The following is a 20,093-nucleotide window of genomic DNA, read 5'->3' on the forward strand; positions in this document are numbered from 1 at the left end:
CTCAAGGTGATAATTCTTCGGAGGTATCATGGCGGGCGTGAGTACCCCATCGCTGTTCGACCACCCCGCCTGCGTGATGACCCACCTCAGCGCCCATGTGCAGGAGCAGCTCGTCGACGTGCTCGCGCCCCTGGGCATCCACCCCCGCCAGTTCGGCCTGCTCGACCTGCTGATCGGCAAGGACGGGCTCAGCCAGCACCAGCTCGCCGGGCCGTTGAACGTGCACCGCAACGTGATGGTCGGCCTGGTCGACGAGATGGAGCGGCGCGGTCTGGTGGAGCGCCGCCGCCACCCCACCGACCGCCGCGCCCACGCCGTCCACGTGCTCCCGGCCGGCCGTGAGCTGCACACCGAGGCCGAGTCGCTCATCAGCGGTTTCGAGGCCCGGCTGCTCGGCGGACTGGAGCCGGAGGAGGCGCGGATCTTCGTCACCCTGCTCAAGCGGGTCTTCGTCCAGGCCGGACTCGCCGGCGACCTGCACCCCGGCCTCCTCACGTCCGAGGGCGCGCTCGCCGAGAGCCGCTGACCAGACCGGTTCCGTACGAGGCGGGCCCCGGCGCACGCCGAGGGCCTGCCCGTCGGCGGTCCCGGCGGGCAGGCCCTCGTGAGCCGGTCCGGTCAGCCTCGGCCGGCCAGCCGGTCCGCGACCAGGTCGGCGGTGCGCAGGGTGTAGGAGTCGATCAGGTTGAGGCTGGTGTGCGCCTCCCTGGGGTGCACCTCCAGCGCGTGCCGGCCCGACCAGGCCCGGTCGAGGTCGTAGAGCCCCTCGATCGGGAAGATGTCGTCCAGCGCGCCGCCGACGCTCAGCACCTCGGTGGCCGGTGCCGGGCCGGGCTCGATCGCCAGCTCGTCGAAGCGCGGTTGCAGGTCGGCGCCCGGCTCCGCTCCGAAGGCGAACCGGAAGTTGTCCTTCAGCCGGCGCGGCAGGCCGTCGAACTTGGCGATCACCGGCCCGCCGCCGAAGTTGACGACGCACCGGAAGTGCTCACCGAGCCCCCGGGCCACCCGCAGCGCCAGATAGCCGCCGAAGCTGATGCCCGCGAACGCCAGCCGGCCGGTGTCGATCCCCGGCTCGGCGCGCAGCCCCTCCAGCAGTTCGGCGACCACCGGCTCCATCTCCGCCCGTACCGGGGTGCGGCCCAGCCGCAGGCCCTGGCCCGGGCCCTCGAAGAGCACCGCGGCGATCCCGCGTTCGAGGTAGGCCTCGGCCAGCGCCACCATCTCGACCTCGGTGGCGGAGTCCAGGCCGTTGGAGAGCACCACCGCGGGCAGCGGCTCGCCCGACGCGCGCATCGCCTCGGTGCGCAGCACCCAGTAGCCCGCTCCGGTGCCGGGCAGCGACTCCTCGGTGACATCGAGGCCGGTGCCCGGCAGGCTGCCGAGGAAGCAGTCCCGGATGCGCTGCCGCAGCCGCTGTTTGACTTCCCGGTCGTCGAAGTACTGGAACTCCGCCCAGTGGTAGGCCGCCGCGGCCGCGCGCAGCGCGCGGCCGCGCCCGGCCTGCGTGCCGGACGCCTCGGCGAGGGCGACCCAGCCCTCGGCCTGGCTCGTCCAGCGCTCGCGCCACAGGTCCCAGAACCCGGCGGAGGCCAGGTCCAGGTCGTCGGCGGGGAAGCCGTCCAGCGCCGCCGCGATGTCGCCCCAGTGCACCTGCGGGGCGTAGCGCGCGTTGAGGAACATCAGCCGCGGGAAGAGGTAGCCGAGCGCGCGGTACATGTGCTCGGGCACCCGCAGGCGCTCCGTGGTCTCCCTCGCCTCCGTGGGCTCATTCATCGGGGCCGCCCCTCAGCAGCACGACCCGGGCCGGGTCGACGGCCGCGGCCACCTCGCCGCGCATGATCTTGCCGTTGGCGCTGCGGGGGAACGGCTCCGCGGTGGCCCAGATCCGGTCGGGCCACTTCTCCGGGGCCAGCGCGTGGCGCAGTTCGGCGGTGACCAGATCGCGCAGTTCCTTCTCGCCCCGCTCACCGACCGGGCCGCACAGACAGGCGACCGGCAGCTCGTGCGGGCCGTCCGGATTGGGCAGTCCGACCAGCACCACCTCGTCCGCCCCCGGGGTGCCCGCGAGCACCGCCTCGGTCTCCTCGGGGTAGATGCGGTGGCCGTTCTCGCTGAGCAGCACCCCGGCGAGCCGGCCCTTGAGGACCAGGTCGCCGTCCGGGCTCCACTCGGCGAGGTCTCCGGTGCGCAGCCACTCGCCGACCGGCTGGATCACTCCGGTGGCGACGTCCACGTAGCCCTCCATCACCGACTCGCCGCGGACGCAGATCTCGCCGACTCCGTCCGGGTGGCCGGCCACCGGCTCCAGACGCACCTGAAGGGAGTCGTCGGGCCGGCCGATGCAGTAGACGTGCTTGAGAGGGCGCTCCTCGGCGTGGCCCTGCTCGTCCAGGAAGCAGAACGGGCCGTACGTCTCGGTCAGCCCGTAGCCCTGGATCCAGTCGCAGCGCGCCAGTTCGCGGCCCTGTTCGAGCACCGCCCGGGGCACGGCGGCGCCGCCGTAGGAGACCACGCGCAGGCAGGACAGGTCGTGCTCGCCGGTGGCCGCGGCGGCCACGAACTGCTTGAGCGCCACCGGGCGCAGCGCCAGGTGGGTGCCCCGGTGGCGGGCCACCTGGGCGGGCCACTGCGCGGGGTCCGGGGTCTCCGGAAAGACCACGGTGGCGTCGTGCAGCAGCGCGCCGAAGGAGTTGATCACACCGGTGGTGTTGTTCATCAGTCCGGTCATGAAGATCCGGGCGGTCGGGCCGTAGCCCATGGTCCGGGTGACCCAGCCGATCCTGGTGACGATGTGCGCCTCGTTGATGCTGATCGCCTTCGGCTTGCCGGTGGTGCCGCTGGTGAACAGCACCAGGAAGTGCTCCACCGGCTCGGGGTGGCGCACCTCCACCTCCGCGTCGGGCGCCTCGCCGGCGGGGAACGGCAGCTCCACCACGGTCGCGCAGCGCTCGCGCAGCACGTCCAGTCCGGCCCTGTCGCGCTTGAAGTGCAGCACCACGTCGGGCTCGGCGGCCTCCGCGATCGACAGCCACTCGGGCAGCGCCGCCGTCTGCAGGCCGTACGGCATCAGCAGGTGCAGTCCGAGCGAGCTGGCCGCGGCGAGGAGGAACACCGCCTCCGGTCCGTGGTCGAGCAGGGCCAGCACCCGCCGGCCCGGGGCCAGGCCGCGGTCGAGGAGGGCGGCCTGGGTGCGGGCCACCTCGTTGCGGACCTGGCGCCGGGTCAGCGAGCGGCCGCCCGCGACCATGCACACCCGGTCGGCCTCGGCGTCCGGCGACAGCGCGAGGCCGACCAGCTTCGGCGTCGGGGTCATGGGCGCCGCACCACCGATGCCGCGTACGCGCAGGCCGCCCCCATGGTGGCGCGGCTGTTGGCGCCCAGGGTGTCGCGGACGTGGGCGCACGCCTGGTCGACGGTGGTGCCCGCGCCCAGCACCCGTTCCACGGCGGCCGGGTCGAGCGCCACGGTGTGGTGGGAGACGATCGCGGTGCCGCCGGCCGACTTCTCGAACTCCCAGCGGCCGCTGTGCCCGGACAGCAGGGCGGGCAGCACGGTCTGCTTGTAGGAGATCGACTCGCCCGGCACGCACAGCCGGACCGAGGCGGTGGTGTGGGTGCGGCCGTCGGCGGTGACGGTGTCCATCTCCATGTGCTGCACTCCCGCCGGGTCCTCGGTGAGGTCGACCCGGCCGACGTGCGGCAGCCGCTCGGGCCACAGGTCCGACCGGTGCACGAAGTCGTAGACGTCGGCCGGGTCCACGCCGGGCTCCTCCATCCGGTCGGAGAAGGAGAGAACCAACTGCTCCGGCGGGTACGGGAGTTCGGCGAACTCGCCGATGGCGGCCAGCTCCTGGACGCTGTTGCGGTCCACCGCCTGCGCGATCCACTCCAGCGCCCGGGGGTCGTCGTCCACGGCGGTGAAGGCGTGGGTCAGCACGATCCGGGTCCGGCCGTCCTCGGCCGGGTGGAAGGACCAGTCACCGGACATCGAGGCGACCGGCGCGGTGGAGCGGTCCTGCCGGAAGGAGATCCGCAGGTTCCGCGGGTCCAGGGTGCGGCGGGAGGTCCAGGTCGCCACCGTGCCGTTGGTCCGCGCCCACAGCTCGATCCGCTCCTCGGCGCTGTGCCGCTCGATCTGCCGTGCCCGGAGGCACGGCCCGAGCAGCACCGGCCACCGGCTCACGTCCGCGACCAGCGCGTACAGCCGGTCGGCTGGGGCGCGCACCAACCGGCTGTGCTCCATCTCTCGGGTGAGCGGACTCATGCGGCCGCGGCCTCCTTCGCGGAGCGCACCAGCTCGGCCAGGTCACGCGGCGTGCGGGCTTCGAAGAGCAGCTCGTCGGGCACCGACACACCGAACTCGCGCTCGATCGCGGAGGCGGTCTCCATCAGGGCCAGCGACTCGTAGCCGAGCTCGTCGAAGGAGGTGTCGGCGAAGTCGGCCTCGGCGGCCCCGGACTCGGGGGCGCCCGCGCTGGCGATGATGATACGGCGGATCTCGTCCACGGTGATGTTCACAACTGTCTCCTCAGGAAAGGTTGTTGGTGGCGTCGGCGTCCCAGGCACGGACGACGACGGCCGAGTTGAAGCCCCACAGACCGCGGGCGACCACGAGTGCGGTGCGCACGTCCGTCTCCCGGGCCCGGTCGCGGACCAGGTCGATGCCGTACTCGGCGGGCACCTCGCGGGTGCCGGGGGTCGGCGGGATCACGCCGTCGCGGATCGACAGCAGCGCGGTGGCTACGTCCAGCGAGCCGCCGCCCGCGTAGGTGCGGCCGGACCCGGCCTTCGGCGCCGTCACCGGCACCGCGCCGGCGCCGAACACCTCGCCCAGCGCGGCCGCCTCCGCCCGGTCGAGCTCGGGCACACCGACGGCGTCGGCGAAGACCACGTCGACCTCGGCGGCCGTCACCCCGGCGTCGGCGAGTGCCGCCTCGACGGTGCGGCGCAGCGCCGGGGGCCGGCCGGAGCCGGGAGCCGGGTCGAAGCCGCTGGCGTAGCCGGCGATCTCGCCCAGGATGTCCGGGGCGCCGCGGCGCAGGGCCGCATCGGCGTCCTCCACCACCAGCAGCGCGCCGCCCTCGCCGGGGACATAGCCGCCGGCGTCCCGGTCGAAGGGCAGGTAGGCGCGGTCCGGATCGGTGCCGGTGCACAGCCGGCCGCCCGCGATCTGTGAGGCCCAGCCCCACGGGTCGAGCGCGGAGTCCACGCCTCCCGCGACCACCAGCGGGGTGCCGCGGCGCACCGTGCGCCGGGCGTGGCCGAGGGCGTCCAGGCCGCCGGCCTGCTCGGTGACCAGGGCGCTGGAAGGGCCGCGCATGCCGTGCCGGATGGAGATCTGACCGGCGTTCACCGCGTAGAACCAGGCGAAGGACTCGTAGACGCTGACCGTCTGCGGGCCCTCGGTCCACAGTTTGTGGAACTCGCGGTGGGTGAACTCGAAACCGCCGAGCGCGTTGGCGGTGACCACGCCCATGTCGTAGTCGACCAGGCTGGCCGGGTCGACCTTGGCGTCCTCCAGTGCCCAGCCGGCCGCGACCAGCGCGTACCGGGTGGAGACGTCGGTCTGCGGCAGCAGCCGGTCCGGCAGGTGGTCGGCGGCGTCGAACCCGCGGATCTCACCGGCCAGTTTCGCCGGGTACTTCGCCACGTCGAACCGGGTGAGCTCACCGAGCCCGTGCCGGCCCTGCCGGGTGGCGGCCCAGTACTCCTCGGTACCGAGGCCGTTGGCGGCGAGCGCGCCGATCCCGGTGACTACGGTCCTGGTCATTCCCTCTCCCCCGTCGGACGCCGCAACACCATCGCGGTCTGGAAGCCGCCGAATCCGCTGCCGACCGTCAGCACGGTCCGCACGTCCCGTTCCCGGGCGGTCAGCGGCACGTAGTCGAGGTCGCACTCCGGGTCGGGCTCGTGCAGGTTGGCGGTGGGCGGTACGACGCCGTTCTTGATGGCGAGCGCGCAGGCGGCGATCTCCACCGAGCCGATGGCGCCCAGCGAGTGGCCGACCATCGACTTGATCGAGCTGACCGGCGTCCGGTACGCGTGGTCGCCGAGGGCGCGCTTGACGGCGGCGGTCTCGTGCCGGTCGTTCTGCTTGGTGCCGGAGCCGTGGGCGTTGATGTAGTCCACGTCGGTCGGGTCGACACGGGCCTGGTCCAGGGCGACCCGGATCGCCTCGGCCATCTCCCGGCCGTCGGGCTTGAGGCCGGTCATGTGGTACGCGTTGCAGCGGGTGCCGTAACCGGTGACCTCGGCGTAGATCGGGGCACCCCGGCGCCGCGCCGACTCCAGCGTCTCCAGTACGAAGACCGCGGCGCCCTCCGCGAGCACGAACCCGGTGCGGGAACGGTCGAACGGGCGGGAGGCGGTCTCCGGTTCGTCGTTGCGGGCGGTGGTCGCCTTGATCGCGTCGAAGCAGGCCACCACGATCGGGGTGATCGGGGTGTCGGTGGCGCCCGCCACGATCACGTCGGCCGAGCCCTCCTGGATCAGCTGGAGGGCGTGCCCGACCGCGTCCAGGCCGGAGGTGCAGCCGTTGGAGACCAGCGACACCGGTCCCTCCGCGCCGACCTTCCACGCCACCTCGGCCGGCATCACGCTCGGCGCGAGGTAGTCGAACATGTGCGGCGACAGCCACTCGTCGCTGTCCACCAGCCAGTTGCGGCCGGAGTCGGACAGCACCAGGTACTCACGCTCCAGGCTGGTCGCGGCGGCCACCGCGCTGCCCAGCGTGACGCCGATGCGCGCGGGATCGATGCCCGCGAAGTCCAGGCCGCTGTCCTGCACGGCCTCCTGGGCGCAGACCACGGCGAACTGGGTGGCGCGGTCCATGCGGCGGATCTCCCGCCCGCTCAGCCCCTCCCACACCGGGTCGAAGTCCGCCTCGCCGGCGATCTGCGACCGGTACGGCGACGGATCGAAGAAGCTGATCCGCCGGGTCGCGGTACGGCCCGCGGTGAGCAGGTCCCAGAACTCCTTGGTGCCCCGGCCTCCCGGGGCGCGTACGCCGATGCCGGTGATGACCACTCGTCGGCTCATCACAACCCCCTCTCTCTAGAAACCGTCGTGGTCGACGAGCCGCTCCTGGTTGCGCAGCCGTCCGTCCTCGCGGACCAGGACATCGCGCACCACACAGCTGCGGACCATCTCGGGACCGTCGCCGGGGCGGGTGGTGAGCACCAGCGCGTAGCAGGTGCTGCGGAGCCGGCCCGGTGCCGACTGCTCGACGTCGACCATCGTGAACAGGTGGCGCCGCTGCTGCGGGTCGGCCGTGAGCCGCTCGCGCACCTCGTGGAGGTCGGACAGGATGCCGGCCCGGGTGCGCGCGGGCTCCCGGCCGGGCGTGTGGCCGAAGACGGCGTCATCCGTGAACGTGTCGGCGTACTCCTCCACCTTGCCCGCGTCCAGCGCCTGCATCTGGCGCGCGTAGTACTGAAGAACCTCTGCGTACAACTCGGCGCTGACGCCGGTCGACTCCATCTCCTCGAACTCCTTCACGCGACCGTTGATTGCGCCCAGTCTTCAATCGCCCCCAAGAGCCCTGGTCGAGGCCGGCTCAATGGCGTCGGGGGGGTGGGGAGGGGGGATCGACGGGGGGTGCGGGTCGGATGGGGTGCTGGGCAGAGGGTGAGGGCTGGGGCAGGGGCAGGGCTGGGCAGAGGGGCCGGGGGCGGGCCGGATGGGGCTGAGGCAGAGCTGGACAGAGGGCCAGGGAGTGGGCCGGCTGGGGCAGGGCTGGACTGGGCGCGGGTCGGTTGGGTCTGGGGGCAGGGCCCGACCGGGTGCGGGCCGACTGGGCCGGGACAGAGCTGGACAGGGCGTGAGCCGGTCGGCGCCCGGGCAGGGCCCGACCAGGCACGAGCCGACGGAGGCTGGAGCAACGCTCCACCGCGTGCGAGCCGCCCAGGCCGGGACAGAGCCCGACAAGGCGCCAACCGGTCGGCGCCCGGGCAGGGCCCAACCAGGCCCGAACCGACGGAGGCTGGAGCAACGCTCCACCGCGTGCGAGCCGCCCAGGCCGGGACAGAGCCCGACAAGGCGCCAACCGGTCGGCGCCCGGGCAGGGCCCGACCAGGCACGAACCGACGGAGGCTGGAGCAAACGCTCCACCGCGTGCGAGCCGCCCGGTCTGGCACACGGCCCGACCGGGCACGAACAGCCCGTCTGGCACAGGACACGACTGGGCGTGAGCCACCCGGGCCCGTGGCAGGGTTGGTCCAAGGCGGGGAACCATCTCGGGCTGGAGCAGGGCTCCACCGGAGCGCGAACGCCCGGACCTGGCACACGGCACGACCAGGGCACGAGCCACCGGGGGCCGGGCGCAGAGCGCAACCAGAACCCGTGCCACGCCGGCCCGCTTAGAACCCGAACCACCCCGGCCCGGCACTGAACACGACCAGAACCCGAACGACCCCGGTCCGGCACACAACCCGAACCACCCCCGGCCCAGCACCAGAACACGGCCAGAACGCGAGCCGCGCAGGGCTGGAGCCGGGCTCGACCGGGGCGCGAGGCGGCGCGGCGAACGTGGTGGGCATGAAGCCATCCACTTCCACCGCCACCGAGCGCAAGGTCGCTCTGGTCACCGGTGCCACCAGCGGCATCGGCCACGAGATCGCCCGCACCCTGGCCCGCCAGGGCAACGCCGTCTACCTGTGCGCCCGTACGGAGAAGACCCTCGAGGACACCCTCGCCGAGCTGCGTGCCGAGGGCCTCGACGTCGACGGCAGCACCTGTGACGTCACCTCGCCCGAGCAGGTGCGGGCGCTGGTCGCCGCCGTCGTAGAGCGTTACGGGCGGCTCGACGTGCTGGTCAACAACGCCGGCCGGCCGGGCGGCGGGGCCACCGCCGAGGTGCCCGACGAGCTGTGGTTCGACGTCATCAACACCAACCTGAACAGCGTCTTCCTGGTCACCAAGGCGGCGCTGACCGACGGCGGCATGCTGGAGCGCGGCGCCGGACGCATCGTCAACATCGCCTCCACCGGCGGCAAGCAGGGCGTGGTGCACGCCGCCCCGTACACCGCCTCCAAGCACGGCGTGGTCGGCTTCTCCAAGTCGCTGGGCCTGGAGCTGGCCAAGACCGGCATCACCGTCAACGCGGTCTGCCCCGGCTTCGTGGAGACCCCGATGGCCGAGCGGGTGCGCGAGCACTACGCCGGGATCTGGGGCGTGGACGAGCAGGAGGCGCACAGCCGGATCACCACCCGGGTGCCGCTCGGCCGCTACGTGGAGCCGAGCGAGGTGGCGGCGATGGTCTCCTACCTGGTCTCCCCGGGCGCGGCGGCCGTCACCGCGCAGGCACTGAACGTCTGCGGCGGCCTCGGCAACTACTGACCGGCCTTCTCCATGCGCGACGTAGGGGCGCCGGTACCTCGGTCGAGGTACCGGCGCCCCTACGTCGCGTGAACCGGGGAGTCAGACCTTGAGCACCTGGTCGACCCACCCGCGGGCGGCCGGCTCGAACTGCAGCGCCACATGGGTGGAGATGGCGGTGACGTCCCGCCACAGCCGCTGCATCGGACCGGAGAGCGCCTGCCCCCGGGTGCCTGCCTGCCGGAACAGCCGGTCCACCGCGGTCACCGACAGGTCGACGGCGAGGGCGCAGTCCCGCAGGTTGCGGGTGGCCTCCAGCGGTCCGGTGACGGCGCCCTCGTCGGCGAGCCGGGCGGCCCGCCCAAGGAGCAGCCGGGCCGCGTCCACCTCGCCGGCCGAGCGGGCCAGCGCCTGCTCGGCGGATCCCCGTACGCCCTGCACGCCGGTGGTGCCGGGCAGTTGCGGGGCGTTGGCGGCCTTCTCGGCGAAGTACGCCGTGAAGGTGTGGACCATGCCGAGCGCGGCACCGACCGCCGGCGCGGCGAACATCAGACCGTTGACCGCCTGGAGCGGGGCCCGGTGACAGGCCGCCGCCGGCCCGCCCCAGGCCTCGCTGGTGCGTCCGGCGAACAAGTCGGCCCGGTCGAAGGAGAGGTGCTCGGGCACGAACACCTCGTCCAGGACCAGGGTGTTGCTGCCGGTGGCGGCCATGCCGACGCTGTGCCAGGTGTCCTCGACGCGGTACGCGGAGCGCGGCAGGGCGAACAGCCGGGCGTCACTGCCCGTCCCGGTCTCCACCAGGCCGCACATCAGCGCCCAGTCGGAGTGGGAGACGCCGCTGATGTAGGGCCAGCGGCCGCGCACCAGCCAGCCGCCGGGGGCCGGTACGGCGGTGCCGAACGGCGTCACCGACCCCACCAGCACCGCGTCCGGGCCGTTCGCCCACACCTCGGCCTGACCCTGTTCGGGCAGGAACGCCCCCGCCATCCGGGCGATCGAGGCGATCAGCGAGGCGCACCAGGAACTGGCCGGGCACTCCTCGGCGATCACCTCGACCGCCTCGACCAGGTCGGTGAAGGAACCGGCGGTGCCGCCGACCGCCGCGGGCACGAAGTGCCGGGCGAATCCCGCCCGGACGATCTCCGCCAGTACGGCGGGCTCGACGTCGCGGGCCCGTTCGGCGGCCTCGGCACGGCGTCCGGCGAAGGGGGCGAGGGCGGCCGCGGCGGTGGCCAACCCGGCGGAGGCCACGGCGGCAGCCCCGGCGGCAGCCCCGGTGGCAGGGAGTGTGGCGGCCACGGCAGTGGACGACCCGGCGGTGGGCATCTGTCTTCTCCTCACGAATCGGTGCTCAGGAGGCGGCCGGCAGCCGGTGGAAGGTGTTGCGGAAGAAGGTCAACGGCCCCTCCTCGCGCTGCACGGCCAGGTCGATCACCTCGCCGATGACGATCACGTGGTCGCCCCCGTCCACCTCGCGGTCGATGCGGCACTCCAGATAGGCCAGCGCGTCGGAGAGCACCGGCACCCCGCTGATCCCCGGCCGGGTGTCCGCCTGGACGGTGTGCCGGGTGTGCCGGCTGGCGAAGGACCGGCACAGCTCCTCCTGGTCGGCGGCCAGGATGTTCACCGCGAAGGCGCCGGTCCGCCGGAACACCGGGAGTTCGCCCGAGTCGTTGTGGATGCAGACCAGGATCAGGGCCGGGTCCAGGGAGACCGAGGTGAAGGAGTTCACCGTCAGTCCCACGGTCCGCCCGGCACCGCCGGTGGTGATCACGGTGACGCCGGTGGCCCAGTGGGCGCAGACACTGCGGAACGCCTGCGGGTCCACCAGGGCCGGGCCCGGTTGCAGCACACTCGCCGCACGTCGCTCGCTCATGCCGCGCCCTCGAGCAGCGGGTCGACGAACAGGCCCTGGCTGCCCTCGGAGATCTTCTCCGCCTCGGCCAGGGTCAGCAGCACCTGTCCGCTGTACAGGCCGTCGCCCTGCCAGTCGTCGGGACGCAGGCCGACCGCGTACGGGTTGACCGGTACCTCCGGGTCCAGGGTGCTGTCGAGCTTGCGGGCGGCCCGGTGCAGGACGGCGACCGCCAGTGCCTCGGCGATCGTGACGTTCCGGGCGATCTCGGCGGCCAGTTCGTCGTCGGTGTAGTCGACGACCAGGGTGGCGTGGCTGTCCTTGATCGCCTTGGCCGGCACATAGGCGGCCGCCGGGCCGTCGGTGACGACCCTCTCCAGGTCGTTCCAGTCGCGGAAGACCTGCTGGACGCGGTCGTTGAGCGTGAACAGCTTCTCCAGGTCGCCGCGCACACGCTGCATGAACGCGTAGTCCAGGAAACGGTCCTTGACGAAGGTCAGCACCACACCGACGTGGTTGAGCATGGCGTCCCAGCACAGCTTGGGCACCATCACCGCGGGGTTGCCGAAGGCCGGGTAGTGGTCCTCGACCTTGGAGAGCACGAACTGGAAGGTGCGCAGGTGGAGTTCGTTGTAGAACTCCAGCCGTTCGGTGATGTCCTCGCCCGCGAAGTCCCGGGTGACCAGGTCGGTGGTGACACTGTTGCCGTAGCCGATCATGTCCGAGCCGGGTGAGTAGAAGGCGTCGGCGAAGGCGCCGGCCTCGCCGACCAGCATCCAGCGGTCCGGCGAGTACACCCGCTCGGTGCCGAAGGCGAAGTCCTTCAGGCTGATGAAGTCCGCGACGTCGCCGGTGCGGCCGTCGACCACCTCGGCCAGCTGCGGCTCGTTGGCGCGCAGCCACTCCTGGACCTTCTCGAAGGTCTGGATCTCCTCGTACGGGTGGACCCGCGGGTCGGCGCAGACGCCGACCGAGATGTGGTCCGAGCCGAGCGGGATCAGCCACACCCAGTAGCCCTCGCCCATCAGGTGGTTGGTGGAGAACCTGCGGATGCCGGGGCGGTTCATCCGCTCCATCCAGCCCGGGTCGTCCTTGCCCCACTCCTCCAGGTCGATGCCGCCGGTGAGGCGGAACCAGGAGGCGTTGATGGTGTGCGCCACCTCGCGGGACAGGCCCAGCTTGCGCTTGACGAAGTGGGCGCGGCCGGCCGCGTCGACCAGCCAGCGGGCGGTGAGCGTACGCTCCTCGCCGCCCTGGGTGTACGTCACCGTGTGGTCCTGGTCGCCTTCGCGCAGCTCGATGTCGGTGATCGAGGCGCCCTGGCGCAGGTCCGCGCCGGCGTCCAGGGCCATCCGGGTCAGCTCGTTCTCGAACCGGCCGCGGTCGATCTGGTAGTTGTCGTGGGCGGGGAACTCCCGCGGGCCGAGCTCGATGCGCCGGGTGATGTCCTGGTTGCCGCCCGCGGGCTGGAAGAACCGCAGGCCGTTCTTCTTCAGGTGGAACTTCTCCAGGTGTTCCTTCATCCCGACCATCTGCGCGAAGTAGTGCGCGCCCGCGGGCACCGTCGACTCACCGACCTTGAACGCCGCCTCCGGCGCCAGGCCCTGCCGCTTGTCGAGGATCACCACGTCCGTCTCCGGTCGCGCGTTCTTGAGCTGGACCGCGAGCGTGAGACCCGCGAGCCCGCCGCCGAGGATCACCACATCGGTCGTAGCCTGATCCACCATCGCTCCTCCTGCTGGTAACAAGTCGTCTGAAGTCTGTGCGGGCGCTCTCGGGGCCCGCTCAAGCCCGCGTGGAAGCGGTGGCCCGCCGGTTCACATCGGTCCGGCGACCACCTCGTCGACCACTTCGGCGACCACTTCCGTGACCACTTCGGCGACCACATCGGCGACCACTTCGAACAGGCCGGGATTGGCGGTGGCGTACGGCGGGTTGACGGCCTTGCGGGCCTGGAACTCCGGGTCGGCCTGGAGCGCCTTCCACGCGTCGACGCTGGCGTAGTGGGCGACGTTCACCAGGGGCAGCGAGGCCTCGCCGACCGCCCGGTGCATCCGGAAGTCGACGAACCCGGGCGCCTGGCTGGCCCGTTCGGCCCGGGGCCGCCAGGCGTCGAGGAACTCCTCGACCCGCTCGCCGGGCAGCTCGAAGGCGTTGATCATTGTCACGCCCGCGCCGTCCGCCCGCTGCCCGGAGGCGACTTCGCCGATGACCCGGTAGACCCCGCGGTGGACGGTCTTGGCGTACTTCTCCGCGCCCGGGCCACGCTGCTCACCGGACACCGCGGCGGCCAGGTCCGCGGGGCTCGCCCAGTCGGCGACCGCGACCAGGGGGAAGCGGTGCTCGGCGCGCAGGGCGCGGTGCAGACGGGCGCCTCGGAAGCCGGGCGCGGTGCGCAGCGGCTCCAGGTGGGTGCGCCAGCCCGCGATGAACTCGTCGGTGTTCTCGACCGGCGCTTCGAGCACCGCGATCAGGGTGACCGGGCCGCTCTCGTCCTTCGTGCTCACGGGTGAGTCCTCTCTCGTGTCGTCAGGCTTCAGGCGTGGCAGGCGGGGAAGCCGCCGTGCAGTTCCGCCATCCCGCGGACCATCTCGTCGATGCCGGCGAAGTCCTCGGGGCGTCCGCCGCGCAGTTCGCCGTAGGCGCGGTACAGGTTGGGCACCAGCCGTTCGGTGTCCAGGAAGTCGGCGAACTCACCGAGTTCGGCGGCGCGGGCCGCCTCCAGCGGGTCCCGTCCCTCGGCGAGGCCGGCCTTGGCCAGGTCCAGCAGCCAGGCGAGGTAGCGCTCGGTGGTCTCGAGGAGCTCCGGGCCGCCGACCGGGCCGTGCCCGGGCACCACGGTGACGGCGTCGAGCGACCGCAGCCGGGCCACCGCGTCACGCAGACCGCTGACCGAGCCGGTCAGGACGAACGGGGTGACCGCGTTCATCACCAGGTCTCCGGCGAACAGCACCCGGCGCTCCGGCAGCCACACCACCGTGTCGCAGGAGCTGTGGGCGGGGCCGAAGGCGCGCAGCTGGACCTCCTGCTCGCCGAGGTGGAGCGTGAGCTCCTGGCCGAACGTGACCTGGGGCGCGGCCGGTCGGACCGCGCCCCACTCCACGTCGGGCCACAGGCTGGTCAGGTGCAGTCCGGTACGGACCGCCTCCTGCCGGGTCCGCTCGGCGGCCACCACCACCGCTTCCGGGAAGAGGTGGTTGCCGAAGGTGTGGTCGCCGTGCGAGTGGGTGTTGACGAGCAGCCGCGGCGGCTGCGGGGCGGTGCCCTCGACCAGCTCGCGCAGCCGTCGGGCCCGGGCCTCGGTGGCGGCGGTGTCGATCAGCAGCGCGGTGCCGCCGTCGACCACCAGCCCAGCGTTGTTGAGGCACCAGCCGCCGTCGGGCTGGAGGAAGGCGTGAACCCCTTCAGCGATCTCTTCGAGTCTCGGTGCACCGGTGAAAGCAGCCATACGGCCACTGTCGTCCGGCCCCCTCGACAGCCACTCGAAGCACCCCTGACCGCGGGGCCGACTGCGAACTGTCCCCGGTCACGGAGCCGGCCCAGTGACTGTCCGCGGTCACCGGGCCGACCGCTGACGGGGGTCCGCCCTCACCGGGCCAGACGCCAGCTGTGCCCCGGCCGGAACGCGGCAGTGCGCTCCCACCGGTACCAGCGGGCCGTACCCGGCGCGGACGCACCGGACTGCTCCTCGGCGGCGTTCCGGGCCGCGACGACCGCCAACAGCACCGCCGTCACCGCCGCCGTCTCCTCGGGCGTCGGCCGCCCCCGCACGATCCGCACCACGGGCCGCTCCCCGGCGGCGGGCCCGGTCACTGCGGCGGGTTGCCGTGCTTGCGCATCGGCAGGTCGGCGTCCTTGGTGGCGAGCATCTCCAGGCCGCGGACGAGTACGGCCCGGGTCTCGGCCGGGTCGATGACGTCGTCCACGAGACCGCGCTCGGCCGCGTAGTAGGGGTGCATCAGCTCGGCCCGGTACTCGTCGGTGCGGGCCTTGCGTACCGCCTCCGGGTCCTCGGCGGCGGCGATCTCCCGCCGGAAGATGACGCCCGCGGCACCGTCGGCACCCATGACGGCGATCTCGTTGGTCGGCCAGGCCAGCGCCAGGTCCGCGCCGATGGAACGCGAGTCCAGCACGATGTAGGCACCGCCGTACGCCTTGCGCAGCACCACGGAGATCCGGGGCACCGTCGCGTTGCAGTACGCGTACAGCAGCTTGGCGCCGTGCCGGATGATGCCGTCGTGCTCCTGGTCGACGCCCGGCAGGAACCCCGGCACGTCGACCAGGGTGACGATCGGGATGTTGAAGGAGTCGCAGGTCTGCACGAATCCGGCGGCCTTCTGCGAACTGTCGATGTCCAGCACTCCGGCCAGGGAGCGCGGCTGGTTGGCGACGATGCCCACCGTCCGCCCGCCGAGCCGCGCCAGCGTGCAGATCACGTTGGTCGCCCAGCGCTCGTGCACCTCCAGGTGCGCCCCGTCGTCGACCAGTTCCTCGATCACCGCCCGCATGTCGTAGGGGCGGTTCCCGTCGCTGGGCACCAGCTCGTACAGCGCTTCGCCGCGCCGGTCGGCCGGGTCCGTGGTGAACGCCGCCGGCGGCTGCTCCCGGTTGTTCTGCGGCAGCAGGGACAGCAGGTACCGCACCTCTTCGAGGCACGTCTGCTCGTCGTCGTAGACGAAGTGCGCCACGCCCGACAGCTCCGCGTGCACATCGGCACCGCCGAGGCCGTTCTGGGTGATCTTCTCGCCGGTGACGGCCTGGACGACGTCCGGGCCCGTGATGAACATCTGGGAGGTCTCGCGGACCATGAAGACGTAGTCGGTCAGCGCGGGCGAGTAGGCCGCGCCGCCCGCGCACGGTCCGAGCATCACGGAGATCTGCGGGATCACCCCGGAGGCGCGGGTGTTGCGCTGGAAGATCCCGCCGTAGCCGGCGAGTGCCGAGACGCCCTCCTGGATCCGGGCGCCGGCGCCGTCGTTCAGCGACACCAGCGGGGCGCCCGCGGCGATCGCCAGATCCATGACCTTGTGGATCTTCTGGGCGTGCGCCTCGCCCAGCGCACCGCCGAACAGCCGGAAGTCATGGGCGTACACGAACACCGTGCGCCCTTCCACCGTCCCCCAGCCGGTGATCACACCGTCGGTGTGCGGACGGTTGCCCTCCAGCCCGAATCCGCTGGCCCGGTGCCGTCGCAGCGCCTCGACCTCCTGGAAGGAACCCTTGTCCAGGAGTACGGCGATCCGCTCACGTGCCGTCAGTTTGCCTTTGGCGTGCTGCCGTTCGGTGGCCGCCGGGTTCGGTCCCTCCAGGACGGCCTGTTTGAGCTCGTGCAGTGTGTCGACGCTCTGCCGCATCGCACGCGTCGGATGTGTTGTGTCCTCGTCACGCATCGGATCCCGCCCCGTTTCTCATGGCTGACGTGTCCCGGCCGTTCCCCGAGTCTGGGAGGGGGCCTCGACCGGGAGCAAGCCGCCTCCAGGGGTCTGCGAGAGCCGGTCGAGCCGCAGCAGACGCAGCAGCGGGTCCGTCCCGACGGTGGTCACCAGGGTCATCACCACCAGCACCGCGAACAGCCGGGAGTCGATCACTCCCAGCGACAGACCGACGTTGAGCACCACCAGCTCCGTCAGGCCACGGCAGTTCATCATCACGCCGAGCCCCAGCGACTCCCGGTTGCCCTCACCGGCAAGCCGGGCCGCCGCGAACGTCCCGCCGACCTTGCCGGCCACCGCCACCAGCAGCACCAGGGCCAGCACCCCGAGCGCCGAGAGCGAGAACACCGACTGCAACCGGGTCTGCAGGCCGACCGCGGCGAAGAAGAACGGCAGCAGCAGCCACAGCGCGAGGCCCTCGGTCCGGTGCGCGAAGTCCCGTACCGTCCGGGAGGAGCGCGGCATCACCACGCCCGCCAGGAAGGCGCCGAAGATCGCGTGCACCCCCAAGGCGTTGGTGGTCACCGCGCAGACCAGCACGAAGAAGGTGATCAGGGTGCCGACCGGCAGCGCCCCGCTGTGCCGGCTCTCCAGGACCCGCAGCACGTGCGCCAGCGCCGGGCGCACCGCGAACCACAGCACCAGGGTGAAGACCAGCACCTCGGCCACCGCGACCAGCACACCGAGCGGCGAGTCGCTGCGCACCTCGGCGACCACCACGCCCAGCGCGCACCAGGCGGTGACGTCACCGACACCGGCCATGGCCAGCCCCATCGCGCCGAGCCGGGTGCCTATCAGGCCGCGGTCGGCGAGGATCCGGGCCAGCACCGGGAAGGCGGTGACCGACACCGACAGCGCCACGAACAGCAGGAACGGCCCGGCGCGCACCCCGTCGGGCTGGTACTCGTCGCGCAGGCGCAGCGCGGCCAGCATGCCCAGCAGGAACGGCACCGCGAGCGCCGCGTGCCCGGCGGAGAGCACCTTGCCGCCGAGCCTGCGCAGCATGGTGAGCGGCATCTCCAGGCCGATCAGGAACATGAAGAAGACCACGCCGACCTGCGCGAGGTTGTTCATGACCGGTGTGACGGCCGCGGGGAACACCTCCTTGGACAGACCGGGCGCCAACTCCCCGAACACGGACGGCCCGAGCAGCAGTCCGGCCAGGATCTCGCCGACGACCGGCGACTGACCGACCGCGCGGGCCGCCAGCCCCAGCGCCCCGGCCGCCGCGACCACCACGGCCCCGGCCACCAGCACCTGTCCGGCCAGGTCGGCCGGCTCGGCCGCCTTGGTCGCGCCGGTGATCTCCTTCACGGGGTGGTCAACGCCGTACCTCCACAGCAGCAGCGCCAGCGCCAGCGGTACGAGGACCAGCAGCCCGTAGCTGATCAGGGCACGGGCGGCGCCACGGAAGCGGGGCGGATCGGGTTCGGGTTCGGGTTCGGGTTCGCCCGCGAGGGGCGCGAGGGGCAAGGATGGACCGTCATGAGCCATGGCCAGGGTTCTCCTCACAGAACGATGGCTGAGTCACCGCCTCGAAGCAGGCGGGCGGCGTGGAGTGCGGCACTCGAAGCGGGCGGGCGGCGTGGGGTGCGGCACTAGTTGGGCAGGCCTGGACAGCCGAGGGCAGCCGTGGGCAGGCCGGACCGACCCGGGACGGAACGAGGCTCCGTCCCGGGCGGCCTGTAGTGCGTGTCGGCGCCGGTTCAGCCGGTGCGCAGCAGGGTGGTCACGGAGCCGCCGTGCCCCCCGTTGAGCACCTCGGCCTGAAGCCGCTGCACGTCCGGGGCCGGTTCCAGACCGAGCTCGGACTTGAGCACCCTGCGCAGGTCCTGGTACGCCCGCAGCGCCTCGGCGCGGTAACCGGCGGCGCGCAGTGAGTCGATCAGCTGGGCGTGCAGCCGCTCGTTGAGCCGGTGTTCGGCGACCAGGGACCGCAGTTCGGGGATCAGTTCCTGGTGCCGGCCGAGCCGGGCGTCCGCCTGGATGCGCAACTCCAGGACACGCAGCCGCAGTTCGCACAGGTGGGCCTTGTGGATCGTGAGCTCGGGCCCGAGGCTGATGTCGGCCAGCGCGTGGCCGCGCCACAGTCCGAGTGCCTGCCGCAACCGCTCGGCGGCCTCCGCGACATGACCCTGACGCCACAGGCAGCGGCCCTGCTCGGCCACGGTCAGGAAGCGCTCGGCGTCGGTCCCCGCGGTGCGCAGGACGTAGCCCGGCGCCTTGGTGACGATGTCGCAACGCCGGTCACCCTGAGGTATGGAGTCCAGGATCCGGCGCAGTTGGTAGACGTAGGTCTGCAATGTGGTGGCCGCACTGCGCGGCGGCCGGTCGTCCCACAGCTCGGCGAACAGGGTGTCGGTGCTGACCACCCGGTTCGCGTTGAGCGCCAGCAGCGCGAGCACCGCCTTGACCCGCGGTGCGGTCGGCGCCAGGTCGCGCCCACCCGCGATGACCTCCAATTGTCCTAGCACATTGATCGTTACCACGATCCTTTTCCCCCGTCCACAGTTGTCTCGCTCCCCGTCGATGCAGAATCGATTCACTTTCAACCATTTCCCTGCCGATCCCGCAGAGGCAACAATGCCTTTTTACCGGCCAGGCCGCCAGGACCTCTCAAGCCGACCTCGAGGCGTACTTGAGCGCTGAAGATTATCGAAGCGCGGGGCGAGCACGCCATTAGATAGTGCCGCCATGGAACTCCACCAGAATTTAGTAAAATCGGGCGCGTTGAATGTGAATTCGCGGTTGCCGATGGTGGTAGTTGGCCAGGAGCCGCATCATTGACAACTATAAGACGACATGTCACGTTTCGTACACCTCGCCGTCTACTCCTGCGCAGGTGAAAGCCCTCGCCGAGGCCCAGCCGCGCCAGGCCTGACACCGCCCGCGCCCACGACACCGGACGCACCCCCGTGAGCATGTGAAATAGAACACTGTATCCGTGCGACCCGAATAAGCGGAAAGAAGAATTCCACCTCGCGACATGATTGCCCGCTCTGCAGGTAATTTCCAGATCGCCCCGACTTCCTGATTCCGGGATCGGTGCGGATGGAAAGCGCTTGAGCATCGTCGCGCCGACTGGACATACGAGTGGGGCTGTATGCCGGGGGTGTGGAGATCTCCGCCGACGGAGGTGGACGGTGTGAGATCGGGATTGGCGGGACGAAACGGCGGCGACTCCTGGGAGCCATCTGAGCCCACTGAGCGGACCAGTCGTCTGCCCTTGCCCGTTACATCTCGGGCGCCAACAACCGCGGCAGTCATGCCTGCAACCCGCCCGCCCAGGCCGTACCGCCGCTCCTCTCACGGCGGGACCGACAAGGTGGCAGGGCGGACAGACTTCATGGCTCCAAGGGCTACGGCTGCGACCGCCTGCGGCGCTGGTTGCGCCGGCGCTGAAGCACGCCGCGCATCACCAGCAAGGGAACGACTCCAGCCAAAGACTGAACCCACATCCCTGGACGATCGAACGCACCACGCCTGACCCGT

18 protein-coding genes are annotated in these 20,093 nt (G+C 71.9%); 2 read left to right on the plus strand and 16 right to left on the minus strand.

From position 1 onward, the window contains the following. The first annotated feature begins 37 nt into the window (after window positions 1-37). Complete coding sequence (locus M2163_RS17510; protein ID WP_280851846.1) at window positions 38-526, plus strand: MarR family transcriptional regulator; 489 nt, start codon at window positions 38-40, stop codon at window positions 524-526. 92 nt (window positions 527-618) lie between these two features. On the opposite strand, the gene M2163_RS17515 is transcribed toward M2163_RS17510, so the two are convergent. The 7 genes from M2163_RS17515 to M2163_RS17545 are packed head-to-tail and all read right to left on the minus strand — an operon-like array spanning window position 619 to window position 7,496. Beyond that, window positions 619-1,773, minus strand: coding sequence for an alpha/beta hydrolase (locus M2163_RS17515; protein WP_280894404.1), 1,155 nt, complete (start codon window positions 1,771-1,773; stop codon window positions 619-621). Next, entirely contained in the window at window positions 1,766-3,313 is a 1,548-nt protein-coding gene (locus M2163_RS17520; protein ID WP_280894405.1) for a long-chain fatty acid--CoA ligase, read from the minus strand. Before M2163_RS17520 ends, M2163_RS17515 begins: the two co-directional genes overlap by 8 nt. Further along, complete coding sequence (locus M2163_RS17525; protein WP_280894406.1) at window positions 3,310-4,263, minus strand: aromatase/cyclase; 954 nt, start codon at window positions 4,261-4,263, stop codon at window positions 3,310-3,312. Before M2163_RS17525 ends, M2163_RS17520 begins: the two co-directional genes overlap by 4 nt. Beyond that, window positions 4,260-4,517 (minus strand): acyl carrier protein, encoded by a 258-nt coding sequence (locus M2163_RS17530; protein WP_037721245.1) that lies wholly within the window; start codon window positions 4,515-4,517, stop codon window positions 4,260-4,262. The genes M2163_RS17525 and M2163_RS17530 overlap by 4 nt, the downstream gene beginning before the upstream one ends. A gap of 10 nt (window positions 4,518-4,527) precedes the next feature. After that, window positions 4,528-5,769 (minus strand): ketosynthase chain-length factor, encoded by a 1,242-nt coding sequence (locus M2163_RS17535; RefSeq protein WP_280851842.1) that lies wholly within the window; start codon window positions 5,767-5,769, stop codon window positions 4,528-4,530. Then, complete coding sequence (locus M2163_RS17540; RefSeq protein WP_280851841.1) at window positions 5,766-7,037, minus strand: beta-ketoacyl-[acyl-carrier-protein] synthase family protein; 1,272 nt, start codon at window positions 7,035-7,037, stop codon at window positions 5,766-5,768. Before M2163_RS17540 ends, M2163_RS17535 begins: the two co-directional genes overlap by 4 nt. Window positions 7,038-7,052: 15 nt before the next feature. Next, window positions 7,053-7,496, minus strand: coding sequence for a nuclear transport factor 2 family protein (locus M2163_RS17545; RefSeq protein ID WP_280851840.1), 444 nt, complete (start codon window positions 7,494-7,496; stop codon window positions 7,053-7,055). A gap of 1,038 nt (window positions 7,497-8,534) precedes the next feature. On the opposite strand from M2163_RS17545, the gene fabG reads away from it, so the two are divergent. After that, a complete protein-coding gene (fabG, locus tag M2163_RS17550; RefSeq protein WP_280894407.1) occupies window positions 8,535-9,335 on the plus strand; it encodes a 3-oxoacyl-ACP reductase FabG in 801 nt (266 codons plus the stop codon). A gap of 81 nt (window positions 9,336-9,416) precedes the next feature. Here the strand turns inward: fabG and M2163_RS17555 are convergent, their stop codons facing one another. The 9 genes from M2163_RS17555 to M2163_RS17595 form a co-directional block, all read right to left on the minus strand. After that, complete coding sequence (locus M2163_RS17555) at window positions 9,417-10,640, minus strand: hydrolase (protein WP_280894408.1); 1,224 nt, start codon at window positions 10,638-10,640, stop codon at window positions 9,417-9,419. Between the two features lie 25 nt (window positions 10,641-10,665). Next, on the minus strand, window positions 10,666-11,190 hold the full coding sequence (locus M2163_RS17560) for a flavin reductase family protein (protein ID WP_280894409.1): 525 nt from the start codon (window positions 11,188-11,190) through the stop codon (window positions 10,666-10,668). Next, complete coding sequence (locus tag M2163_RS17565) at window positions 11,187-12,896, minus strand: tryptophan 7-halogenase (protein WP_280894410.1); 1,710 nt, start codon at window positions 12,894-12,896, stop codon at window positions 11,187-11,189. Before M2163_RS17565 ends, M2163_RS17560 begins: the two co-directional genes overlap by 4 nt. A 90-nt stretch (window positions 12,897-12,986) precedes the next feature. Then, window positions 12,987-13,676, minus strand: a complete 690-nt coding sequence (locus M2163_RS17570) for an antibiotic biosynthesis monooxygenase family protein (protein WP_280894411.1) — start codon at window positions 13,674-13,676, stop codon at window positions 12,987-12,989. A 29-nt stretch (window positions 13,677-13,705) separates the two neighbouring features. Beyond that, the gene (locus M2163_RS17575) at window positions 13,706-14,617 is read right to left on the minus strand and encodes an MBL fold metallo-hydrolase (protein ID WP_280894412.1); all 912 of its coding nucleotides are present in this window, start codon (window positions 14,615-14,617) and stop codon (window positions 13,706-13,708) included. A gap of 140 nt (window positions 14,618-14,757) precedes the next feature. After that, on the minus strand, window positions 14,758-14,982 hold the full coding sequence (locus M2163_RS17580; protein WP_280894413.1) for an acyl-CoA carboxylase subunit epsilon: 225 nt from the start codon (window positions 14,980-14,982) through the stop codon (window positions 14,758-14,760). Further along, window positions 14,979-16,523, minus strand: coding sequence for an acyl-CoA carboxylase subunit beta (locus M2163_RS17585; protein WP_280851832.1), 1,545 nt, complete (start codon window positions 16,521-16,523; stop codon window positions 14,979-14,981). Before M2163_RS17585 ends, M2163_RS17580 begins: the two co-directional genes overlap by 4 nt. A 54-nt stretch (window positions 16,524-16,577) precedes the next feature. Then, window positions 16,578-18,074, minus strand: coding sequence for a cation:proton antiporter (locus tag M2163_RS17590; protein ID WP_280894414.1), 1,497 nt, complete (start codon window positions 18,072-18,074; stop codon window positions 16,578-16,580). Between the two features lie 233 nt (window positions 18,075-18,307). Then, window positions 18,308-19,063 (minus strand): AfsR/SARP family transcriptional regulator, encoded by a 756-nt coding sequence (locus M2163_RS17595; protein WP_280894415.1) that lies wholly within the window; start codon window positions 19,061-19,063, stop codon window positions 18,308-18,310. Window positions 19,064-20,093: the final 1,030 nt, after the last annotated feature.

It is taken from the genome of Streptomyces sp. SAI-135 (genome assembly GCF_029893805.1).
Lineage (GTDB): Bacteria > Actinomycetota > Actinomycetes > Streptomycetales > Streptomycetaceae > Streptomyces.

Bases quoted from the DNA above. Each gene is read 5' to 3' on its own strand.
- M2163_RS17515 (WP_280894404.1), bottom strand. From the start codon at position 1,773: ATGAATGAGCCCACGGAGGCGAGGGAGACCACGGAGCGCCTGCGGGTG.
- M2163_RS17520 (WP_280894405.1), bottom strand. From the start codon at position 3,313: ATGACCCCGACGCCGAAGCTGGTCGGCCTCGCGCTGTCGCCGGACGCC.
- M2163_RS17525 (WP_280894406.1), bottom strand. From the start codon at position 4,263: ATGAGTCCGCTCACCCGAGAGATGGAGCACAGCCGGTTGGTGCGCGCC.
- M2163_RS17535 (WP_280851842.1), bottom strand. From the start codon at position 5,769: ATGACCAGGACCGTAGTCACCGGGATCGGCGCGCTCGCCGCCAACGGC.
- M2163_RS17540 (WP_280851841.1), bottom strand. From the start codon at position 7,037: ATGAGCCGACGAGTGGTCATCACCGGCATCGGCGTACGCGCCCCGGGA.
- fabG (WP_280894407.1), top strand. From the start codon at position 8,535: ATGAAGCCATCCACTTCCACCGCCACCGAGCGCAAGGTCGCTCTGGTC.
- M2163_RS17555 (WP_280894408.1), bottom strand. From the start codon at position 10,640: ATGCCCACCGCCGGGTCGTCCACTGCCGTGGCCGCCACACTCCCTGCC.
- M2163_RS17560 (WP_280894409.1), bottom strand. From the start codon at position 11,190: ATGAGCGAGCGACGTGCGGCGAGTGTGCTGCAACCGGGCCCGGCCCTG.
- M2163_RS17565 (WP_280894410.1), bottom strand. From the start codon at position 12,896: ATGGTGGATCAGGCTACGACCGATGTGGTGATCCTCGGCGGCGGGCTC.
- M2163_RS17575 (WP_280894412.1), bottom strand. From the start codon at position 14,617: ATGGCTGCTTTCACCGGTGCACCGAGACTCGAAGAGATCGCTGAAGGG.
- M2163_RS17585 (WP_280851832.1), bottom strand. From the start codon at position 16,523: ATGCGGCAGAGCGTCGACACACTGCACGAGCTCAAACAGGCCGTCCTG.